Source organism: Pseudochelatococcus sp. G4_1912, assembly GCF_047501465.1.
Lineage (GTDB): Bacteria > Pseudomonadota > Alphaproteobacteria > Rhizobiales > Beijerinckiaceae > Pseudochelatococcus.
In genome coordinates, this window is sequence record NZ_JAZDRL010000002.1 from 921,800 (window position 1) to 938,532 (window position 16,733).

General features: G+C 53.0%; 16 protein-coding genes. 5 read left to right on the plus strand and 11 right to left on the minus strand.

What is annotated here, in order from left to right:
• Positions 1 to 152 precede the first annotated feature (152 nt).
• The 6 genes from VRZ32_RS11435 to VRZ32_RS11460 form a co-directional block, all read right to left on the minus strand.
• Complete coding sequence (locus tag VRZ32_RS11435; protein WP_414525855.1) at positions 153 to 923, minus strand: competence/damage-inducible protein A; 771 nt, start codon at positions 921 to 923, stop codon at positions 153 to 155.
• Positions 924 to 1,010: 87 nt separating this feature from the next.
• The gene (locus VRZ32_RS11440) at positions 1,011 to 1,601 is read right to left on the minus strand and encodes a LemA family protein (protein ID WP_414525856.1); all 591 of its coding nucleotides are present in this window, start codon (positions 1,599 to 1,601) and stop codon (positions 1,011 to 1,013) included.
• Positions 1,602 to 1,829: 228 nt separating this feature from the next.
• Positions 1,830 to 3,011: a 23S rRNA (adenine(2503)-C(2))-methyltransferase RlmN gene (gene rlmN, locus VRZ32_RS11445; protein ID WP_414526203.1), complete on the minus strand. Its 1,182-nt coding sequence runs from the start codon at positions 3,009 to 3,011 to the stop codon at positions 1,830 to 1,832.
• Between the two features lie 371 nt (positions 3,012 to 3,382).
• Complete coding sequence (locus VRZ32_RS11450) at positions 3,383 to 3,970, minus strand: invasion associated locus B family protein (RefSeq protein ID WP_414525857.1); 588 nt, start codon at positions 3,968 to 3,970, stop codon at positions 3,383 to 3,385.
• Between the two features lie 223 nt (positions 3,971 to 4,193).
• Positions 4,194 to 5,954 carry a SulP family inorganic anion transporter gene (locus VRZ32_RS11455; protein ID WP_414525858.1) on the minus strand — a complete coding sequence of 587 codons (1,761 nt, stop codon included), beginning with the start codon at positions 5,952 to 5,954 and terminating at the stop codon, positions 4,194 to 4,196.
• Between the two features lie 250 nt (positions 5,955 to 6,204).
• Positions 6,205 to 6,480, minus strand: coding sequence for a helix-turn-helix domain-containing protein (locus VRZ32_RS11460; protein ID WP_414525859.1), 276 nt, complete (start codon positions 6,478 to 6,480; stop codon positions 6,205 to 6,207).
• Positions 6,481 to 6,722: 242 nt separating this feature from the next.
• Between VRZ32_RS11460 and VRZ32_RS11465 the strand changes: the two genes are divergently transcribed.
• Positions 6,723 to 6,929, plus strand: coding sequence for a hypothetical protein (locus tag VRZ32_RS11465; protein WP_414525860.1), 207 nt, complete (start codon positions 6,723 to 6,725; stop codon positions 6,927 to 6,929).
• 328 nt (positions 6,930 to 7,257) lie between these two features.
• Here the strand turns inward: VRZ32_RS11465 and VRZ32_RS11470 are convergent, their stop codons facing one another.
• From VRZ32_RS11470 to VRZ32_RS11480, 3 genes are all read right to left on the minus strand, one after another.
• Positions 7,258 to 7,668 carry a hypothetical protein gene (locus VRZ32_RS11470; RefSeq protein ID WP_414525861.1) on the minus strand — a complete coding sequence of 137 codons (411 nt, stop codon included), beginning with the start codon at positions 7,666 to 7,668 and terminating at the stop codon, positions 7,258 to 7,260.
• Positions 7,669 to 8,149: 481 nt separating this feature from the next.
• Complete coding sequence (locus VRZ32_RS11475) at positions 8,150 to 9,334, minus strand: DUF2865 domain-containing protein (RefSeq protein WP_414525862.1); 1,185 nt, start codon at positions 9,332 to 9,334, stop codon at positions 8,150 to 8,152.
• Between the two features lie 200 nt (positions 9,335 to 9,534).
• Complete coding sequence (locus tag VRZ32_RS11480) at positions 9,535 to 10,014, minus strand: MarR family winged helix-turn-helix transcriptional regulator (RefSeq protein ID WP_414525863.1); 480 nt, start codon at positions 10,012 to 10,014, stop codon at positions 9,535 to 9,537.
• Positions 10,015 to 10,294: 280 nt separating this feature from the next.
• On the opposite strand from VRZ32_RS11480, the gene VRZ32_RS11485 reads away from it, so the two are divergent.
• From VRZ32_RS11485 to VRZ32_RS11500, 4 genes are all read left to right on the plus strand, one after another.
• Positions 10,295 to 10,816: a CreA family protein gene (locus tag VRZ32_RS11485; RefSeq protein ID WP_414525864.1), complete on the plus strand. Its 522-nt coding sequence runs from the start codon at positions 10,295 to 10,297 to the stop codon at positions 10,814 to 10,816.
• A gap of 427 nt (positions 10,817 to 11,243) precedes the next feature.
• Positions 11,244 to 12,836 carry a 2-isopropylmalate synthase gene (locus tag VRZ32_RS11490; protein WP_414525865.1) on the plus strand — a complete coding sequence of 531 codons (1,593 nt, stop codon included), beginning with the start codon at positions 11,244 to 11,246 and terminating at the stop codon, positions 12,834 to 12,836.
• A 106-nt stretch (positions 12,837 to 12,942) separates the two neighbouring features.
• Positions 12,943 to 13,416 carry a hypothetical protein gene (locus VRZ32_RS11495; protein ID WP_414525866.1) on the plus strand — a complete coding sequence of 158 codons (474 nt, stop codon included), beginning with the start codon at positions 12,943 to 12,945 and terminating at the stop codon, positions 13,414 to 13,416.
• Positions 13,417 to 13,511: 95 nt separating this feature from the next.
• Entirely contained in the window at positions 13,512 to 13,826 is a 315-nt protein-coding gene (locus VRZ32_RS11500) for a hypothetical protein (RefSeq protein ID WP_414525867.1), read from the plus strand.
• A 30-nt stretch (positions 13,827 to 13,856) separates the two neighbouring features.
• On the opposite strand, the gene VRZ32_RS11505 is transcribed toward VRZ32_RS11500, so the two are convergent.
• Both VRZ32_RS11505 and gor read right to left on the minus strand, forming a co-directional pair.
• A complete protein-coding gene (locus tag VRZ32_RS11505) occupies positions 13,857 to 15,242 on the minus strand; it encodes a class II 3-deoxy-7-phosphoheptulonate synthase (RefSeq protein WP_414525868.1) in 1,386 nt (461 codons plus the stop codon).
• A 102-nt stretch (positions 15,243 to 15,344) separates the two neighbouring features.
• Positions 15,345 to 16,712 (minus strand): glutathione-disulfide reductase, encoded by a 1,368-nt coding sequence (gene gor / locus VRZ32_RS11510; protein ID WP_414525869.1) that lies wholly within the window; start codon positions 16,710 to 16,712, stop codon positions 15,345 to 15,347.
• Between the last annotated feature and the right edge of the window lie 21 nt (positions 16,713 to 16,733).

Sequence of the window (16,733 nt, forward strand, 5' to 3'; positions counted from 1 at the left end):
AACTGCCTTACGTTGAAAATTCAAAAAACGCAGTTACTCCCCATTCGGGTCATTGTCTATAGGCCGAAACTGATAGCGCCACGAAACCAAACCTGTGCTGCATGAGCGCAACGCCTTAAGGAGAAGCCATACAAGTGGCAAAAATGCATGCGCTAAAAGCGGTTGTCTTTATGCGAAGCCGTTCTCGTTACAAGACCGATGACATCATCATGCGCGGCTGCCAGTGTAAGGGTATCGCGCGAACGTAGAACCAGATTTGTGCCTGTAATTCCATTTTCCATAAATGGATAGCTGCCTATGGATACCGTAGGGTATGCAAGCGCAATCTCTTTAAGTCCTGCCGCGACATCACCTTCCTTGCATTCTGCGCGGACTGTATATGATTGCGGAGGTACGCCCGTTGTCAGTTCTGGTGCCACATTATCCAGCATTGCATGCATGACTGCTGGAATACCTGCCATCACTATAACATTCTCAATCCAGAAGCCTGGTGCTTTGGAGACTGGATTGGCAACAAGTCGTGCACCTACGGGGATCCGCGCCATACGCTTGCGTGCTTCATTCATATCTTCCGGCCGGATGTATTCAAGCAGTAATGCTATTGCCTGCTGATTTTCCACGATAGGCACACCAAAGGCCCGTGCCACAGCATCAGCCGTGATATCGTCGTGCGTGGGGCCGATGCCGCCGGTTGTAAATACATAAGTATAGCGGGTGCGTAATGCATTAATGGCATTGATGATTTCGTCTTCAACGTCTGGTACGGTGCGTGCTTCACGCAAATCAATGCCAAGTGCAGTAAGGTATTGTGCGATGTAACTTGTGTTGCGATCCTGTGTTCGGCCCGATAAAATCTCATCGCCGATAATCAGCACTGCAGCGGTTATTGCCGGCTGAGGATCTGTCAAAACATCATTTGTCATCGCGCTGCATCCTTGAATATCAAGACACACCATACGCCGAAGCGGACTGTTACTCAACCGGACGCAAGCGCTATAGAGATATATTGATCAGCTCTTTGCAGGCGCCGACATGTCGAAGCTGACAATCATCGGCACGGTCTCATGCTCTACTAATCCTGCAAACCAACGTGTTGGAATGTTCGTGACCAGCCGGTTGTAAGTTTTTGCCGCGCGTATGTAATCACTGCGCGCCATAACAATGCGAATTTCGCTTTGTGCCAAGCGCGCCAGCACTGAGCTGATGGGCGGCTGGGCGCGTCGCTCAGGGTATAGCTGCATTAGATCAAGCACCTTGCCAAGCTCAACCGACAACGCATCCTGCGTTGCCATAAAAGCCCGGAACTGCTCATCACGATGTGGAGCGCGTGCATCAAAAGGATAGCGGATTACTTGCTGGCGCTTCTCTTCGAGAGCCGTCACCAGATCAACCTGCGCCGGATTTACCGCGCGAACCGCATCAATGACGTCTTGCGTTAGATACGCGCGCAGTTGGTATTGGCGTTCAACCTCGCCCCAGGCATTTGCGGCACGGCTTTCAGCCTGAGGAACATTCATGAAGCGCGCACCAGCAAAAGCAAGTGCAAGGACAAGAATGACGCCGATAACAATGAATAGACGGTTTCGTGAAGATACCGCCATTCCTGAAATCCTCTGAGTTTGGCTTATCAAATCTGATCTTCCGTTTTCTTCGCAAGGTAGCATTGCGTGTAATGCGCTCTGCCCTTGCCAGGAAACTAAGTTGCGGAGTAACCCGCTCTCATTCTGATTATTTGGGGTAGTCAGCGTTCAATTCAAATCAAACGCCATCCACCCTGACGGCCATGGTTAATCAAAGCTGAATTTTTATGAAAAACAATGGCCGTATGATTAATTGTCAGCGTTTTCCTCAGCGTTCGCATTTTCACTCTCTGCTTCGAGCATGAGGCGGGCGCGCGCACGCATTTTTTCTGTTTCGCTCTTTAGCTGGCCACAGGCAGCCAGAATATCACGCCCGCGTGGTGTGCGGACAGGGCTGGCATAGCCAGCACGGAACACAATGTCCGAAAAACGCTCAATCGTTTCCCAGTCCGAGCATTCATACTTGGTGCCGGGCCAGGGGTTGAACGGGATCAGGTTAATCTTCGCCGGAATGCCCTTGAGCAGGCGGACTAGTTCGCGTGCATCAGCGGGTGAGTCATTGACACCCTTCAGCATTACATACTCAAACGTAATGCGCTTGGCATTGGATACGCCTGGATAGTTGCGGCAGGCGTCTAGTAACTGCGCGATGGGGTATTTTTTGTTGAGTGGTACCAGCTCGTTGCGCAGATCATCGCGCACAGCATGCAGTGAGATCGCCAGCATGGAGCCGATTTCCTCACCCGCGCGCTCAATCATCGGCACAACACCAGATGTTGATAGCGTGATACGGCGCCGCCCGATGGATAAGCCTTCACCATCGCTAACGACATCCATCGCATCTTTAACGTTGTCGAAATTGTAAAGCGGCTCGCCCATGCCCATAAGCACGATGTTGGAGACGTAGCGCCCACCATCGGTTGGCACGAAGCCGTTTTCTGGTGGTGATGCATCCGGCCAGTCCCCCAGACAGTCGCGCGCAACAACAACTTGCGCAACAATTTCGGCCACTGTCAGATTACGAACCAGCTTTTGGGTTCCCGTGTGGCAGAAGGTGCAATTCAGCGTGCAACCAACCTGGCTGGATACACACAAAGTGCCGCGATCAACTTCCGGTATGTAAACGCACTCAATCTCTGCTCCACGGTCATGTGGACCGGTGGCGGGCATCCGTATGAGCCATTTGCGGGTGCCATCGGTGGATACTTGTTCCGTGACAACGCTGGGACGCGCAAGTGTAAAATTTTCAGCGAGTGTGGTGCGCAGGCCCTTGGCGATGTTGGTCATCGCTTCAAACTCGGTCACGCCGCGCATGTAAATCCAGTGCCACAATTGCGTGACGCGCATCTTCAACTCGCGCTCAGGTACACCAATGGAGGCGAGCGCGTCATGAAGGCCGTGCCGCGTAAGCCCTAAAAGAGAAGGGCGCATGGCAGATGCCACAGCAGCAGGTATATCCGAGGCTTGTGCGCCTACAGATAAGTTGTTTGCCGCCAGATTATTATTTGTGATGTCCAGCGCAACCGCTGTCATTGTCTATAGACCCCAACTGCCGAACCTGATGCTCGGACTACCCTATAAAAATGGGCAGCCTTAATCATTCTGGCAGCCCTGCTCACTCAGGAAAGCGCGCCTATAGCACACCCCCACAAAAATGAACAGGGGATACGTTGATCTTCGTGTCAGGGTGAGCCGAAAATGGTGATCCTTTGAAAGCCGGAGCGCAGTTTACGTCAACGTGAGCACTGGAAGTTCAAAGGATTGCCATATGCAGGCCACCCTGGCGCGCAGATCGGCGCATCCTAGGGGCATTCGCGAGCGAGTTGCTGCAAAGCCGCGCTGACGCCTGAGAGCGAGTATTCGTCTGTAAGGTTGGAGCCACGTGCTGAAGTTGATTTAATAATCACTTTCGAGCCAGAGCGGAAGGCTGCCAGCACGGTAGCTTCCTGGCTTGGATCTTTGATCCAGGCATTCGCATCCTTGGTAACAATAGCAAATTTCCGGCTATCGACAGTTGCCTCGGCATCCTGACCCGGACGGGTAGGGAAGCCCATCACAAAGCTGATTTCATTGCGCACGCGCTCAGCAGGGCGCGATGACACGAACAGGTAAGCCGGATCGCGGTTGAGGCCAGCAGGCAGGCGTACCTTGGGCTGAGTTACGGCGTAGCAAACCTTATTGCCGCCCTGCTGTGAGGTGTAGACGCTCCAATCCGAGAACGTGCCTGCCAATCGTGAACCTGCCGGCGCCTGCGCCTGTGCCGCTGCACCTGGCAGTACGAAGGCGAGGATCGTGGCTGCGAGAAGACCCGCGAGGGGGCGTGCCGAAGTCATTCGAATCATTGTCGCTTCATACCCTTTCAGCCGGCGAGCGCCGCCGGACATAATCATCAATTTTGTGCCACCCTCATGGATATCTGGAGTTTATCAGAGTGGCTCCCTTCAACCCATGACATGGGATGGTAAACTTTCTGTCACCAACATTTCCGTTCATGGGGATTAGCCGCCAAATACATGAGATTTTTGGCCTTAATTGCCGATGGTTAGGCGGGCTTCCCCAGATAAATACGAGAAAACCGCCCAATCACATTTTGGGGAGCGCTCCATAAATCACTTAAAGTGAATTGTTTTGATCAAGCTGAAGTTTTGCGCGTGCATCGTGGATGGCGTCTTCGATGGTGGCTTTGAAGTGCACCATCGGATGGTGAACGCCATGCAGGAGAAGTGTGCGCCGAACGCCTGGGCGGGCACCGGTAATCGAAATGATTGCACCGCGCGCATGCCCTTTACGTACAAAGCCCTCGATCGTCGCGGCGGCGGTTGAATCCAGAAAAGGGACTGCCGAAAAATCGATTACATAAGCCTTGGGCTCACGGGCAATCTGATCAAGCATAGTTGCCACGCTTGCTGCTGCGCCAAAAAAGAATGCACCCGATATGCGCGAAACCACAACATCCGGATCGCTCGCCTGCGTGGCGTCATAAGGAGTGCGTGCACCATTCGCATCTGTATCAGCCTGATCTTCAGGGATATTCAGCAGGGAAGGGACGTTCTCTACCTCCACCGATTGTGCCATCCGATGCAAAAATAGCAGCGCGCTGAGCGAGAAGCCGACAACGATGCCTTCAGTCAGATCACGGAAAATGGTGAGCAACAACGTCGCGAGTAATACCACCGCTTCGCCACGAGAAGTCCGCAAGAGCACTATGACAGCATGTTTTTCCACCATGTTCCAGGCGACGGTGGCAAGCACACCCGCCAACGCTGCCAACGGAATGAAAGAGGCCAAAGGCGCAGCCAGCAACATGAAGAACAAAAGAAATAATGCATGCAGCATCCCCGAAACGGGGCCATGTGCGCCTGCGCGAACATTCGTTGCTGTGCGGGCAATGGTGCCTGTCACGCAAAACCCGCCGAATAATGCTGAGCCGATATTTGCTGCCCCCTGCGCAACAAGCTCACAATTGGAACGATGTCGGCGGCCAGTCATACTGTCAGCAACGACGGCTGATAGCAGACTCTCGATGCTGCCGAGCAAGGCAAACGCTATCGCGGCGGGGAGTGCAGCGATAATTTTTTCCAGTGATAGTGCCGGCATTTGCGGCATAGGTAGCGCTTGTGGAAGACCGCCAAAGCGCGTGCCGATTGTATCGACAGGCATATTGAATGCCCACGTTAGCAAAGCTGCTGTCGCTACGGCTATGAGCAGTCCTGGCCAGCGAGGACGGAAATGGCGCAAGCCAACAATGATGGCAATCGTGCCAATGGATAGCCCCAATGCTGTCACGCTGAAAGTGGGCCAGGCATTGGTGAGCGCTGTCAGCTTGGCAATGATAGGTGCGGGCTCCGGCCCGGAGAGCGTGAGACCGAACAGGTCTTTGATCTGACTTGCAAAGATAATCACCGCGATACCTGCGGAAAACCCAACTGTAACGGGATAGGGAATGTATTTGATGAATGTTCCTAATCGCAGGAAACCAATCAGCAGCAGAAAAACGCCAGATAAGAGTGTTGCGAGTATGAGGCCCTCAATACCTTGAGTGGCCACAGTTGTAGCCACAAGAACGATAAATGCTCCCGCAGGGCCGCCGATCTGAAAACGGCTGCCGCCTAGCAACGACACCAGAAACCCGCCGATGATTGCCGTATAGAGTCCTCGCTCTGGCCCGACGCCTGAAGCAATCGCAATGGCCATCGACAAAGGGAGCGCAACAATTGCGACAGTCAGGCCAGCGATGGCATCGGCCTTGAGGTGCCCAAGTGTATAGCCCTCTCGCAGCACCGTGATAAGCTTGGGCGTAAACAGCTCAATAAATGATGGCCGTGCCTGGGCTTGGTGCTTACTGGAAGATGACGACAAGGGATGTGGCACCATTGCTAGCGACCTAACGTGTGATATCTATCTGAAAAGTAATAATTTCGCGCTTTTCGGGGCTTATGTATTGTGGCCTTTCGCGATGTTTGAGCGATGGATAGCAGGCTCATTGCATCCTGTTTTCTAAGACCGCCTCTTTGGCGCTGTCTTTCTTGAAACTCCATGCTCCTAAATCCAGACTTTCATATTGCGCTGTGCTCCATGAAGGAAAGCAATGAACAGTTTGTTTTAGTTAGCTGTTTGAAGATGTTCAGTCGTTCTCGAGTTGGGGCGTCATTGCCTGTTCTTTCATGCGTACGCCACGGCCACCGCCTGAGCTTGGCTCGTTTTCACCCAGCATCACCACGCCGGCACGATCAAATGCATCAATAATCTTGGTGAGAGTATCAATGACGCCGCGCACATTGCCGCTGCTTGCTTCCATCCGCTGCACGGTTGGCAAAGATACACCGGAAAGCTCCGCAAGCTGACGCTGATCCATCCCCAGCAACGCTCGCGCGGCGCGCATCTGAGCAGCAGTAATCACGCAAAATCTCCTCTTTTAGAACCTTCAGGCTTTATAATATCCTTTATAAATGATGTCAAAAACATTACTATAAATGTCAAATTCATAACCATGTCTGCCGAAGCTTCCGGGTGGTGATTGTATGTGCATAGCGACATGCGTGGTGAGTGTTGTTATAGTGCGCTGTAGAGTGATTTAATCGTGAGATGTGGTTGCAACTACGTTTTCGTGATTGCAATCAAAAACAGGTAAGGGGGGATGGCATGACGAAAACAAAAGCCGGATCATCCGAGAAGACGTCTTCGAATGCTGAAATGCGCCGAAAGGCAGCGATGGAAGATCGCCTTGATGAGGAGCTAGCCGAGACATTCCCTGCTAGCGATGCGCCTACTGTAACCCGCGCAGGTGCGGGGCAGGATCCAGATGCTGAACAGAAACAGGATAAAAAACCGGCTAAGTCGCGCGGATAAACGATATCCTTCGCACATCGCACTGACCCATAATCTGCGTAGTCAAGCCGTTTGACCGGGGAATAACCCCGCTCTTTGTAAGTTCCTTGCATGTCTTGGTTATGACGACGCCCTTGCACGAGGATTAATAGGTCCTGAGTCTAGAGGGCGGGTGTAATTATCAGCAAACATTCCAGCGGCAAATCGGGTGGCCGGAAATAATGAATTTCATGCTGTTATGTTTATAGATTTTCTATTGGTTGATAATTTGAATGCAAAATAAGCTCGCTCCGATCATATTGGATCAGCGCGAGCTTTCGTTTTTGCGGTTTAAGCGGCTTGCGTTGCTTTAACGCCGCCGCCAACCGCCGGACTCGAATACCCATTCATTGCCACGACGAACCCAGCGTGGATCGTGATGCCGCCAACCTGGGCGTGCACGTGCCCAGCCACCGCCAACCCACACATAGTCACGTCGCCGCCAATCCCATTGCCAATAACCTGGCACCCAAATGTAACCATTCCTTGGTGGCGGACGGCGCTCATGACGTGGACCGGGGGGCGGGCGATTGGGGTGCCGAGAAGGGCCATGCAGTGGCCGATCGTTCGGCGGTGGCCTGTTGCCTGGCGGTCGATTATCCGGTGGAGGGCGGTCCGGACGTTGTTGCGCCTGTGCCTCGTTCAGGAGGCCCATGCCTGCCAGCGGTGCAATTGCGCCAAAGGCTAGCAGGCTATTGAGAAAATGCCGTCTTGAAACCATGCTGCACTCCTTACAGGCTGTCCGCATCATGGTCTGCATGTTGCGGATCAATTCCAGAAAAATTGCATTCTAAACGTGCCGCTGAATTGTTGCATAACCAAGGCAAGATATGTCATTACGCCGGAATATTTATCGTTAACTTGCAACATTAAATTATGTTCATGATTTTGTTTCTCTCTCTCGTGAGAAAAACTTAATATAGTAAAATCGATGAGCCATAAGGCATTCATAGCAGAGCGATCAATGAAAGTGATTTGCCAAGCCCGAAATTGGTAATGGCTGCAAACAAGCTATGCACGTTTAAGAGCTTAATATTGCGGTGTCTGTACCGGATTTCAGCGGTAGAGAACAGTATAATGCATGAAAAATGATGCATCCATTTGATGCTGCGCATGCGCGAACGTTTTAAATGTCACAGCGTTTTGCACCCAGGTCTATTGCTGGGCGATGCAATGCCGTTCAATAGCATGAACGGCGCTGCTTATCTGCCAGTTGTAGAGGTTGGTGTTGGGATAAGATATGGGGCAACAACCCGTACGCGACGTTGAGAGCCATCTGCGGCGGAGGAAATAATTGTTGGACCATCCTTGCGCGAGATTGTGTGTTCGTCGCTGACAATCCCGGGGCCAATACCGGCAGACTCGCCGCCCGCTGTCGGCACAGAGGCTGGATCAGCAATGTCTTCTGCATCACCGGGCGCAAGAGCTGGTACAGCTGCACGCTTTGCCTCTGCCCTGGAAGCGGTCTTGCTGGATGTTTTAGGACGCGACAGCTCATCAGCCTTTTCAGCGGTGACGACGATATCGTTTTCGTGCCGGCCTATAAGCATTTCTGCCCCTTGCAGTGCCTGTTCCCAGCTTTGGCCTGCTGGCACGCATGCTGCCTCAGCAATGCGCTTTTTCTGATAGACGAGTGCATTTGGCAGTGTGCTATAGGGCACGCCATAAGCGCTCTGCGCCCGCTCGATCGTGCCGCCCTGGCGCATAAAGAAAAGCTCAGTCTGCGTCGCAGGGCATTGCGCCTGGCAGACCTGCTGCGCATGCTCCCGACCTCTGAATTGTGCACCGAGCGGAAAGAAGTAACCATCTGCCATTCGCACACAAACGGGTTGAGAGCCGCCCAGAGATTGATCTTCGGCCAGATCTGTCATGGGTGCCGTACCACCGTCAGGATATGCCGGAGCGGCTTCATTCGATGCATTGCCGCCGAACAGGCGCTCAAAAAAGCCCTGTGGTGGTGCCGGCTCATTTGCACAATTCTGATCAAGGGCAGCTTGCAGCTGCCGTCTGCGTGCCTGACTTCTGGGCCCGCCGCCAAGCTTGTCTGCAAATGAAAGCATTTCATTCAAATTGGCCTGCATTTGTCGCATGCTGTCACGCAGCGGGGCGCACTCGCCCGGCGTTCGGTACATGTCAGAACGCGTGCAGCCAATTTGATTGAAGTACTCGCGGGTTCGTTCCAGCTCCGCGCGTTGGCGCTGGGCTGCAACGAGGTATTCCTGCGCTCTGGGGTCAGCCGAACGTGAGATGCTGGAAAGTTCTGCGCGATAGCCCGCGCAATCAAAAGCCTGTGCCATAGCGCTGGACATGCCGACACCGGCGAAGCCAATCCCCGTGATAATGCTGAAGCCGGTTAGGGCAAGAGAAGCCCAGAATGTTTTTTTCATCGGTTGCATGATCACTTTAATCATTCGTCGTCCGGCTTTTGGTGTGTTGCAGCAGTGCAGGGATTGTCTGTCACCCATGTAATTGTTTAGCATTATCAGTATGCTCACCGCCAGCTTTTCCGTAGCTTGCTTGCGGGATAATTCATCATGAAGCTGGCTCTACAGGCAAGGCTGTAGCCTAAGATGGAATGGCAGAAGCTTCAATCGTCCAGCAGGTCTTCGTTGATGGCATCTATGCCGGAGCGTTCCATGAGGTGGGCGATGATTCGTTCAAATGCAGCCAAGTCGGCCTCGGGCAGATCAGCGGTCAGTTGCTGTGAATATTCCAGCGCTGTCGGCACAATCATGGCGTAGGTGCTTGCGCCCTTTTCTGTCAGCGATAAAAATGCCTCGCGTCGATCACGCTCGTTTGCGCGGCGTACAAGCAAGCCTCGCTCCTCAAGCGTTGCAACAGCGCGCGAAACCTTGGTTTTATGCATCTGACTATGGGCGCCGATGTCCCGCGCAGTCATGGGGCCGAATTCGCCCAAGGTCGCAATCAGCCGCCATTCCGGAATGCCAAAGCCGAAGCGCTCTGTGTAGATACGATCGAGCCCGCCCGCCACAACATGGGCAAGTACGTTCAGGCGATAAGGCAGAAAGCGGCTAAGGGCCAACGGTTCTGCTGGATTGTCCGTCATTATGCCTGTCTCGTCCTAAGAAAATAAAGGTCTCACCTCTTTAATCAGAGTGAGCGTATGCTTAAAGAAATACAGGTATCATTGGCCGGCGGCAATCCCATACGCGACAAATCTGTATCTTGACTAATACCCCCTGATCCACATGAAAAGCGGGTATAATACGCGAAAATGCGTTATGCCAATTGTCGTTGTGCATGATCTAGTCAGCGAAGTATCGTATTAAGCATCGCATGGCGCCATTCGCTGGTTGCATGCCATGAGGTGAGTTTGGAGGACTATGATGCCCGGAATTAAGTTGCTCCGTCTGCTTGTCTTAGCCTTATTGGTTGGCGGGGCGGCGTTGTCATCTGCTCGTGCGGATGGCCCAGATCTTATTTTCAAAAAATCGACAGTCTGGAAAATGCTGACGCCAGACGATAAACTTGCTGTCTATGGTATTGATGATCCTGTCGTTTCTGGCGTTTCTTGTCATTATACCACGCCTGAGAGGGGCGGTGTGAAGGGCATGTTCGGTGTTGCAGAGGAGCTTTCGGACATCTCACTATCCTGCCATCAAGTAGGGCCGATCACCTTTAATGAGAAGTTTGCGCAGGGCGAGGAAGTATTCAGCGAACGACGCTCGTTGATTTTTAAGCGCATGCAGATCGTTCGTGGATGCGATGAAAAGCGGAATGTATTGGTTTATTTGGTTTATTCCGACAAAATCATCGAAGGTTCACCCAAAAATGCGACATCAGGCGTGCCAATTATGCCATGGGGCGAAGCCAATGCACCGCGTTGTGCTGACTGGCTAAAGCGATAATTGTCGCGAGCGTTGAAGTGCAGGTATCTTTGAAGTGTCGCAGACTTGCCATGCCCGTTTGCAGTTGTTACAAAGTGACGTCGTCAGGCGCAATGCTTGACCTTTTGGAGGACGTGAGCGTGGGCCATTCCCGCTCTACAGGTGCGAAGACAAGCTTGGTCGCGGACAATATCCGCGCCGCTGCTGCATTTATGCGTCCTTCTTTTTACCTATCGTTTCTTGCTAGCCTCCTGCTTAGCTGCCCCTGAGGCCGACTGGGCTTTGCCTGGGCCTTGAGGGGAGCATCTGCCAGTCAGACGCGATAAATCTTTATCGCGCATTGGCCCAGCAAATTGATTTTGCATCAAAATTATCCAATAAAACGGTATGCTTTCTTGGAATTGATGCTGTAGCAAGATGATTGAATTCAGCTCAGGAGATCTGGCCTATGAATCCCGCAGAAAACAGCAGCACGGCAGCAAACGGCGCCTCTGCGCGCGGCGCGAAAGACCACATCGTTATTTTTGACACCACCTTGCGTGACGGTGAGCAATGTCCAGGCGCATCGATGACCTTCGAGGAAAAGTTGCAGGTTGCGACACTCCTTGACGATATGGGCGTTGATGTTATCGAAGCAGGTTTTCCCATTGCTTCTGATGGCGACTTTGAATCAGTGCGCGAGATTGCCAAAACGGTGAAACGTTCGGTTATCTGTGGTTTGGCGCGTGCAAATCCGGGAGATATTGATCGCGCTGGTGAGGCAATTAAGCCGGCTGCTCGTGGACGTATTCATACTTTTATCGGCACCTCGCCCTTGCATCGCCAGTTCCAGTTACAGCTTGATCAGGAACAGGTATACGAGCGGGTTATTTCATCAGTAACGCGTGCGCGCAATTACACCGATGATGTGGAATGGTCGCCGATGGATGCGACCCGCACCGAGCATGATTTTCTCTGCAGGGTTATAGAAGCCGCCATCAAAGCTGGCGCGACCACGATCAATGTGCCAGACACCGTCGGTTATGCGACACCGGAAGAGTATTTCGAGCTCATTCGCATGCTGATTGAGCGCGTGCCGAATTCCGATAAAGCGATTTTCTCGACCCATTGTCATGATGATCTGGGCTTGGCGGTTGCTAACTCACTTGCCGGTGTGCGTGCGGGTGCGCGCCAGATCGAGTGCACCATCAATGGCTTGGGTGAACGGGCTGGCAATGCAGCGCTGGAAGAGGTGGTGATGGCCATTCGAACGCGCGGCGACATCATGCCGTTTGAAACGGGCATCGACTCGACGCATCTCATGCGTGCTTCGAAGCTGATTTCGACCGTCACGTCATTTCCCGTACAATACAATAAAGCCATCATAGGTCGGAATGCTTTTGCGCATGAAAGCGGCATTCACCAGGATGGTGTACTGAAGAATGCTGAGACATATGAAATCATGACTCCGGAATCTGTGGGCGTTACCAAGAACGCGCTTGTTATGGGCAAGCACTCTGGCCGCCATGCGTTCCGCGAAAAGTTGAAGGATTTGGGCTTCAGTTTGGGCGAGAATGCGCTTGAAGAAGTATTCAAGCGCTTCAAAGATTTGGCTGATCGTAAGAAGGATGTCTACGATGAGGATATTGAGGCGCTGGTCGGTGATGAAATTCTGACAGCCCATGATCGTGTGAAGCTGGTGTCATTATCGATTGTTGCTGGCACGCGCGGGCCACAGCGCGCGACGATCCGGCTTGATATCGATGGCACGGAGCGCATGGAAGAGGCGGAAGGTAACGGGCCCGTTGATGCGGTGTTCAACGTTATCAAGAAACTGGTGCCGCATGAAGCCACGCTTGAGCTCTATCAGGTGCATGCCGTGACAGGCGGTACTGATGCGCAGGCTGAAGTCTCAATACGATTGAAGGCAGATAATGGAGAGGTTACGGGGCGCGGTGCGGACCCGGATACATTGGTGGCATCAGCGCGTGCATACCTGTCAGCACTCAATCGGCTTCGCGCTCGAGTAGCAAGAACGCACGCTCATGCTGCAACGCCTTGATATATAGTGTGCTTCTAGGAGCGCCGCATAATAAGCTGCGGCGCTCCATTTATAGTATGCTATAATTGATAAGATTTTAGATTGTTTTCTTGAAAGTATAATTGAGATGTCAGATGTTTCTTTTTCCGGATTTTTAACAAATCTGCAATATCGTTTAGAATGCGTGCAGGATTCCATTCCACCTTTACCTGAGTTGGTAGCTGAAATTGCTGCTACAACAACCGGTAATGATAGTGTTGGTTTGTCTCGTGATGGACGAACAGTGCGGTGGATGCGGAGTGTTCAGAATGTATTCATTCAGCTCGGCGCTGTGCCAGTTGCTATTTTGGGCGTGCTTCCAGGTTATTTCGCTGGCACTTTCGCAGTGGCGTACACTGCGGGCCCTTTGAGCTCAATGGCTTCTTCGCCACGAACAGAAGATGCATTTTATCGTGCGTTTAGAGGCACGGTTGAGTATTGCGCGGTGTTCGGTGGTGCTGTGGGGGCCGTTGTTGGTAGCATTATTGTCAGTGTTGTGGTTCCGCCAATATCCGGTGCTGTTAATCTAATAGATAACTTGCGCCAGCGATACCACGGGTGAGCTATTGCTGCTGATTAATGCCAGGCCTTTCTTTGCGTTATGAGATCATTCACTTATTCCCGCCATCGTGAAAGGCAGGAAAGGGGTTGATCGTTATGGGATTTTTCGCGCGTTGTATAATTGCGGTTGGCATTATCTATTGGCTCTCACCTGAGCCTGTGGACTACGGCTCGCATTATCATATCGGCCTTGAGGCAGATCTCGCGAAAGACCATGCAGCCAAGGTTCTGGCCGCGCTTGTAAATACGGATATGCAGGCAGGTGCTTCGCGGGATGATATTGAGGAACTTGCCGTCAAAGCCGGGAAAGCGCTTGCGGCACTCGACCCAGAAACACGCAAGGCTTTAATCGACCAATATTTTGCGCAACGCCAAAGCAATCACTCGGTTCTGCGTGGTATTCTCAATTGAAAAGGGCCAGTTTGTGACTGGCCCTATTGCTTATTCAGCTGCTTCTGCAGGCGATTGGCGCGCGCGCAATAAACGCTCCTGCTTCAAACGCTCTGCCACCAGGAAGGTAACATCAAGCGCTTGCTCCGCATTCAACCGCGGATCGCAATGTGTGTGGTAGCGATCGGAAAGCTGATCAGCTGTTAGCGGGCGTCCGCCGCCCGTGCACTCGGTTACATTGCGGCCTGTCATCTCAAGATGAATGCCGCCCGCATGCGTGCCCTCAGCATGATGCACGTTGAAGAAGCTATCGATCTCACCTACGATCCGCTCAAACGGCCGTGTCTTGTAGCCATTGGCGGTAACAGTGTTGCCGTGCATTGGATCGCATGACCAGACGACGCTGCGCCCTTCTGCCTTAACTGCGCGTACAAGTGGCGGCAGGCCGTCCAGCACTTTGTCCGAACCAAACCGCGCGATCAGCGTCAAACGGCCCGGCTCATTCTCTGGATTGAGCGCGTCGATCAGGCGCAGCAGTTCATCCGGAGACAGTGAGGGGCCGCATTTCAGGCCAATCGGGTTCTTGATGCCGCGGAAAAACTCGACATGGGCATGGTCTAGCTGGCGTGTGCGGTCGCCAATCCAGAGCATATGGCCAGATGTTGCATACCAATCGCCAGAGGTGGAATCGACACGCGTCATCGCTTCTTCATAACCAAGCAGCAGCGCTTCATGGCTGGTGTAAAGCTGTGTGGCGCGCATTTCCGGGTTCAATTCGGGGTCGATGCCACATGCGCGCATGAAGTCGAGCGCTTCCGTGATGCGGTCCGCAATTTCCTGATAGCGGTTTGACAGCGGGCTGTCCTGCACGAAGCTCAGCATCCAGCGGTGGGCATTATCGAGATTGGCGTAGCCACCGTTGGTAAATGCACGCAACAGATTCAACGTTGCAGCCGATTGGCGGAACGCCTTCAACTGGCGGTGAGGGTCCGGCGTACGCGCTTCTTCGGTGAAGTCAATGCCATTGACGATATCGCCCCGGTAGCTTGGATGTGAAACACCTTCCACAGTTTCGGTCGCTGAAGAACGCGGCTTGGCGAACTGGCCTGCAACGCGACCAACTTTAACGACAGGCAGACCGCCAGCGTAAGTCAGCACCACGGCCATTTGCAGGAACAGGCGCAGAAAATCGCGGATGTTATCGGCTGAATGTTCTGCAAAGCTTTCAGCGCAATCGCCGCCCTGTAAAAGAAAAGCCTTACCCTCAGCCACACGTGCCAATTGGCGTTTTAGCTGGCGGGCTTCACCAGCAAAGACAAGTGGAGGGAATGAGGCAAGCTGTTTTTCAACGGCTGCCAACGCCTCCTGATCAGGATAGAAGGGCACCTGCTGGACAGGTTTTGATCTCCAGCTTGATGGCGTCCAACGCTCCGTCATAACATGCTCTCCTGCTCGCGAAATCACCCGCATTCCGGTCTATAACGCATAAAGCGCGCCCCGAAACAAGAGCGAATGCTGATACCCTGTCACACGCTGCCTTCATGCGACAGGCTTGCGCATTGTCACCAGTTCTTCAGCAGCAGATGGATGCACGGCGATGGTGCGATCGAAATCAGCTTTCGTGGCGCCCATGGTGACAGCAATGCCCGCAAGCTGGATCATCTCGCCAGCAACATCGCCCATGATATGCACACCGAGCACCTTATCAGTAGCCTTGTCGACCACAATCTTCATCAGCACGCGCTCGTTAGAGCCTGAAAGGGTTGCTTTCATTGCGCGGAAGGAGGTGCGGAAGATCAGCACATCTCCATATTGTGCGCGTGCCTGCGTCTCTGACAGGCCAACGGTGCCGATTTCAGGTGTTGAGAACACAGCTGTCGGAATGATGGAATGATCTACCTGCCAACTTTTACCACCAAATAGGGTATCGGCAAAAGCATGTCCTTCGCGGATGGCGATGGGGGTTAAATTCACACGATCCGTAACATCGCCGACGGCATAAATAGAGGGCACATTGGTGCATGAATCAGCATTGACAATGATTGCGCCATTGGCCCTCTGCGCCACGCCCAAAGCTTTCAGACCAAGGCCTGATACATTCGGGCGACGCCCCAGCGCAGACATGACCGCATCAACAGTGATCTGTGTGCCGTCAGACAAGCTGACTACGAGCTCTTGATCATTAGCCCCGCGCGCAATGCTGGTGATTGTTCGCAATGGCAGCAGCTTGATGCCGCGTGCTGTGTAGGCTGCACCCAACGCGTAACGGAGGTCATCATCGAAGCCACGCAGCAATGCATCGCCACGGTAGATCATTGCAGTTTCAGCGCCAAGACCAGCGAATATCCCTGCAAATTCAACCGCAATATAACCAGCGCCTGCCACGAGCACGCGCTTCGGCATGGCGGGCAGGTAAAATACCTCATTCGAGGTCATCATAAGCTCAGCGCCGGGAAAGGTTGCTTCTAATGAAGGCGTTCCACCGGTTGCGATCAGGATGGTTCTTGCGCGAACACGTGCACCCGTTGCCAGCACGTGCACCGTGTGCGCATCCTCAATCTCTGCACGGGATTTGATAATGGTGACGCCCGCAGCTTCAAGCGTATTGGCGTAGATTGCCTCCAGCCGGTTAATCTCGGCGTCTTTGTTGCGGATCAGCGTGGGCCAATCAAAAGATGCTTCACCCACGGTCCAGCCGAAACCGGCTGAATCAGCGAACGCATCAGGAAAGCGGCTGGCGTAGACGAGAAGTTTTTTGGGCACGCAGCCGCGGATAACACAAGTGCCACCGTAGCGGAATTCTTCCGCCAGCATGACTTTCGCGCCATAACCTGCAGCAATCCGCGCCGCACGCACGCCGCCTGAACCTCCGCCGATAACGAAAAGATCAACATCAAACGATCCCATCGATATCTCCTTGAGGGGGGC

What these genes read in the sequence shown, in the direction of transcription:
- VRZ32_RS11500 (WP_414525867.1), top strand. Translation starts at nt 13,512, where the DNA reads ATGGGATTTTTCGCGCGTTGTATAATTGCGGTTGGCATTATCTATTGG.
- VRZ32_RS11450 (WP_414525857.1), bottom strand. Translation starts at nt 3,970, where the DNA reads ATGATTATGTCCGGCGGCGCTCGCCGGCTGAAAGGGTATGAAGCGACA.
- VRZ32_RS11435 (WP_414525855.1), bottom strand. Translation starts at nt 923, where the DNA reads ATGACAAATGATGTTTTGACAGATCCTCAGCCGGCAATAACCGCTGCA.
- VRZ32_RS11470 (WP_414525861.1), bottom strand. Translation starts at nt 7,668, where the DNA reads ATGGTTTCAAGACGGCATTTTCTCAATAGCCTGCTAGCCTTTGGCGCA.
- VRZ32_RS11455 (WP_414525858.1), bottom strand. Translation starts at nt 5,954, where the DNA reads ATGGTGCCACATCCCTTGTCGTCATCTTCCAGTAAGCACCAAGCCCAG.
- VRZ32_RS11495 (WP_414525866.1), top strand. Translation starts at nt 12,943, where the DNA reads ATGTCAGATGTTTCTTTTTCCGGATTTTTAACAAATCTGCAATATCGT.
- VRZ32_RS11440 (WP_414525856.1), bottom strand. Translation starts at nt 1,601, where the DNA reads ATGGCGGTATCTTCACGAAACCGTCTATTCATTGTTATCGGCGTCATT.
- gor (WP_414525869.1), bottom strand. Translation starts at nt 16,712, where the DNA reads ATGGGATCGTTTGATGTTGATCTTTTCGTTATCGGCGGAGGTTCAGGC.
- VRZ32_RS11465 (WP_414525860.1), top strand. Translation starts at nt 6,723, where the DNA reads ATGACGAAAACAAAAGCCGGATCATCCGAGAAGACGTCTTCGAATGCT.
- VRZ32_RS11490 (WP_414525865.1), top strand. Translation starts at nt 11,244, where the DNA reads ATGAATCCCGCAGAAAACAGCAGCACGGCAGCAAACGGCGCCTCTGCG.
- VRZ32_RS11480 (WP_414525863.1), bottom strand. Translation starts at nt 10,014, where the DNA reads ATGACGGACAATCCAGCAGAACCGTTGGCCCTTAGCCGCTTTCTGCCT.
- VRZ32_RS11485 (WP_414525864.1), top strand. Translation starts at nt 10,295, where the DNA reads ATGCCCGGAATTAAGTTGCTCCGTCTGCTTGTCTTAGCCTTATTGGTT.
- VRZ32_RS11505 (WP_414525868.1), bottom strand. Translation starts at nt 15,242, where the DNA reads ATGACGGAGCGTTGGACGCCATCAAGCTGGAGATCAAAACCTGTCCAG.
- VRZ32_RS11475 (WP_414525862.1), bottom strand. Translation starts at nt 9,334, where the DNA reads ATGAAAAAAACATTCTGGGCTTCTCTTGCCCTAACCGGCTTCAGCATT.
- rlmN (WP_414526203.1), bottom strand. Translation starts at nt 3,011, where the DNA reads ATGCGCCCTTCTCTTTTAGGGCTTACGCGGCACGGCCTTCATGACGCG.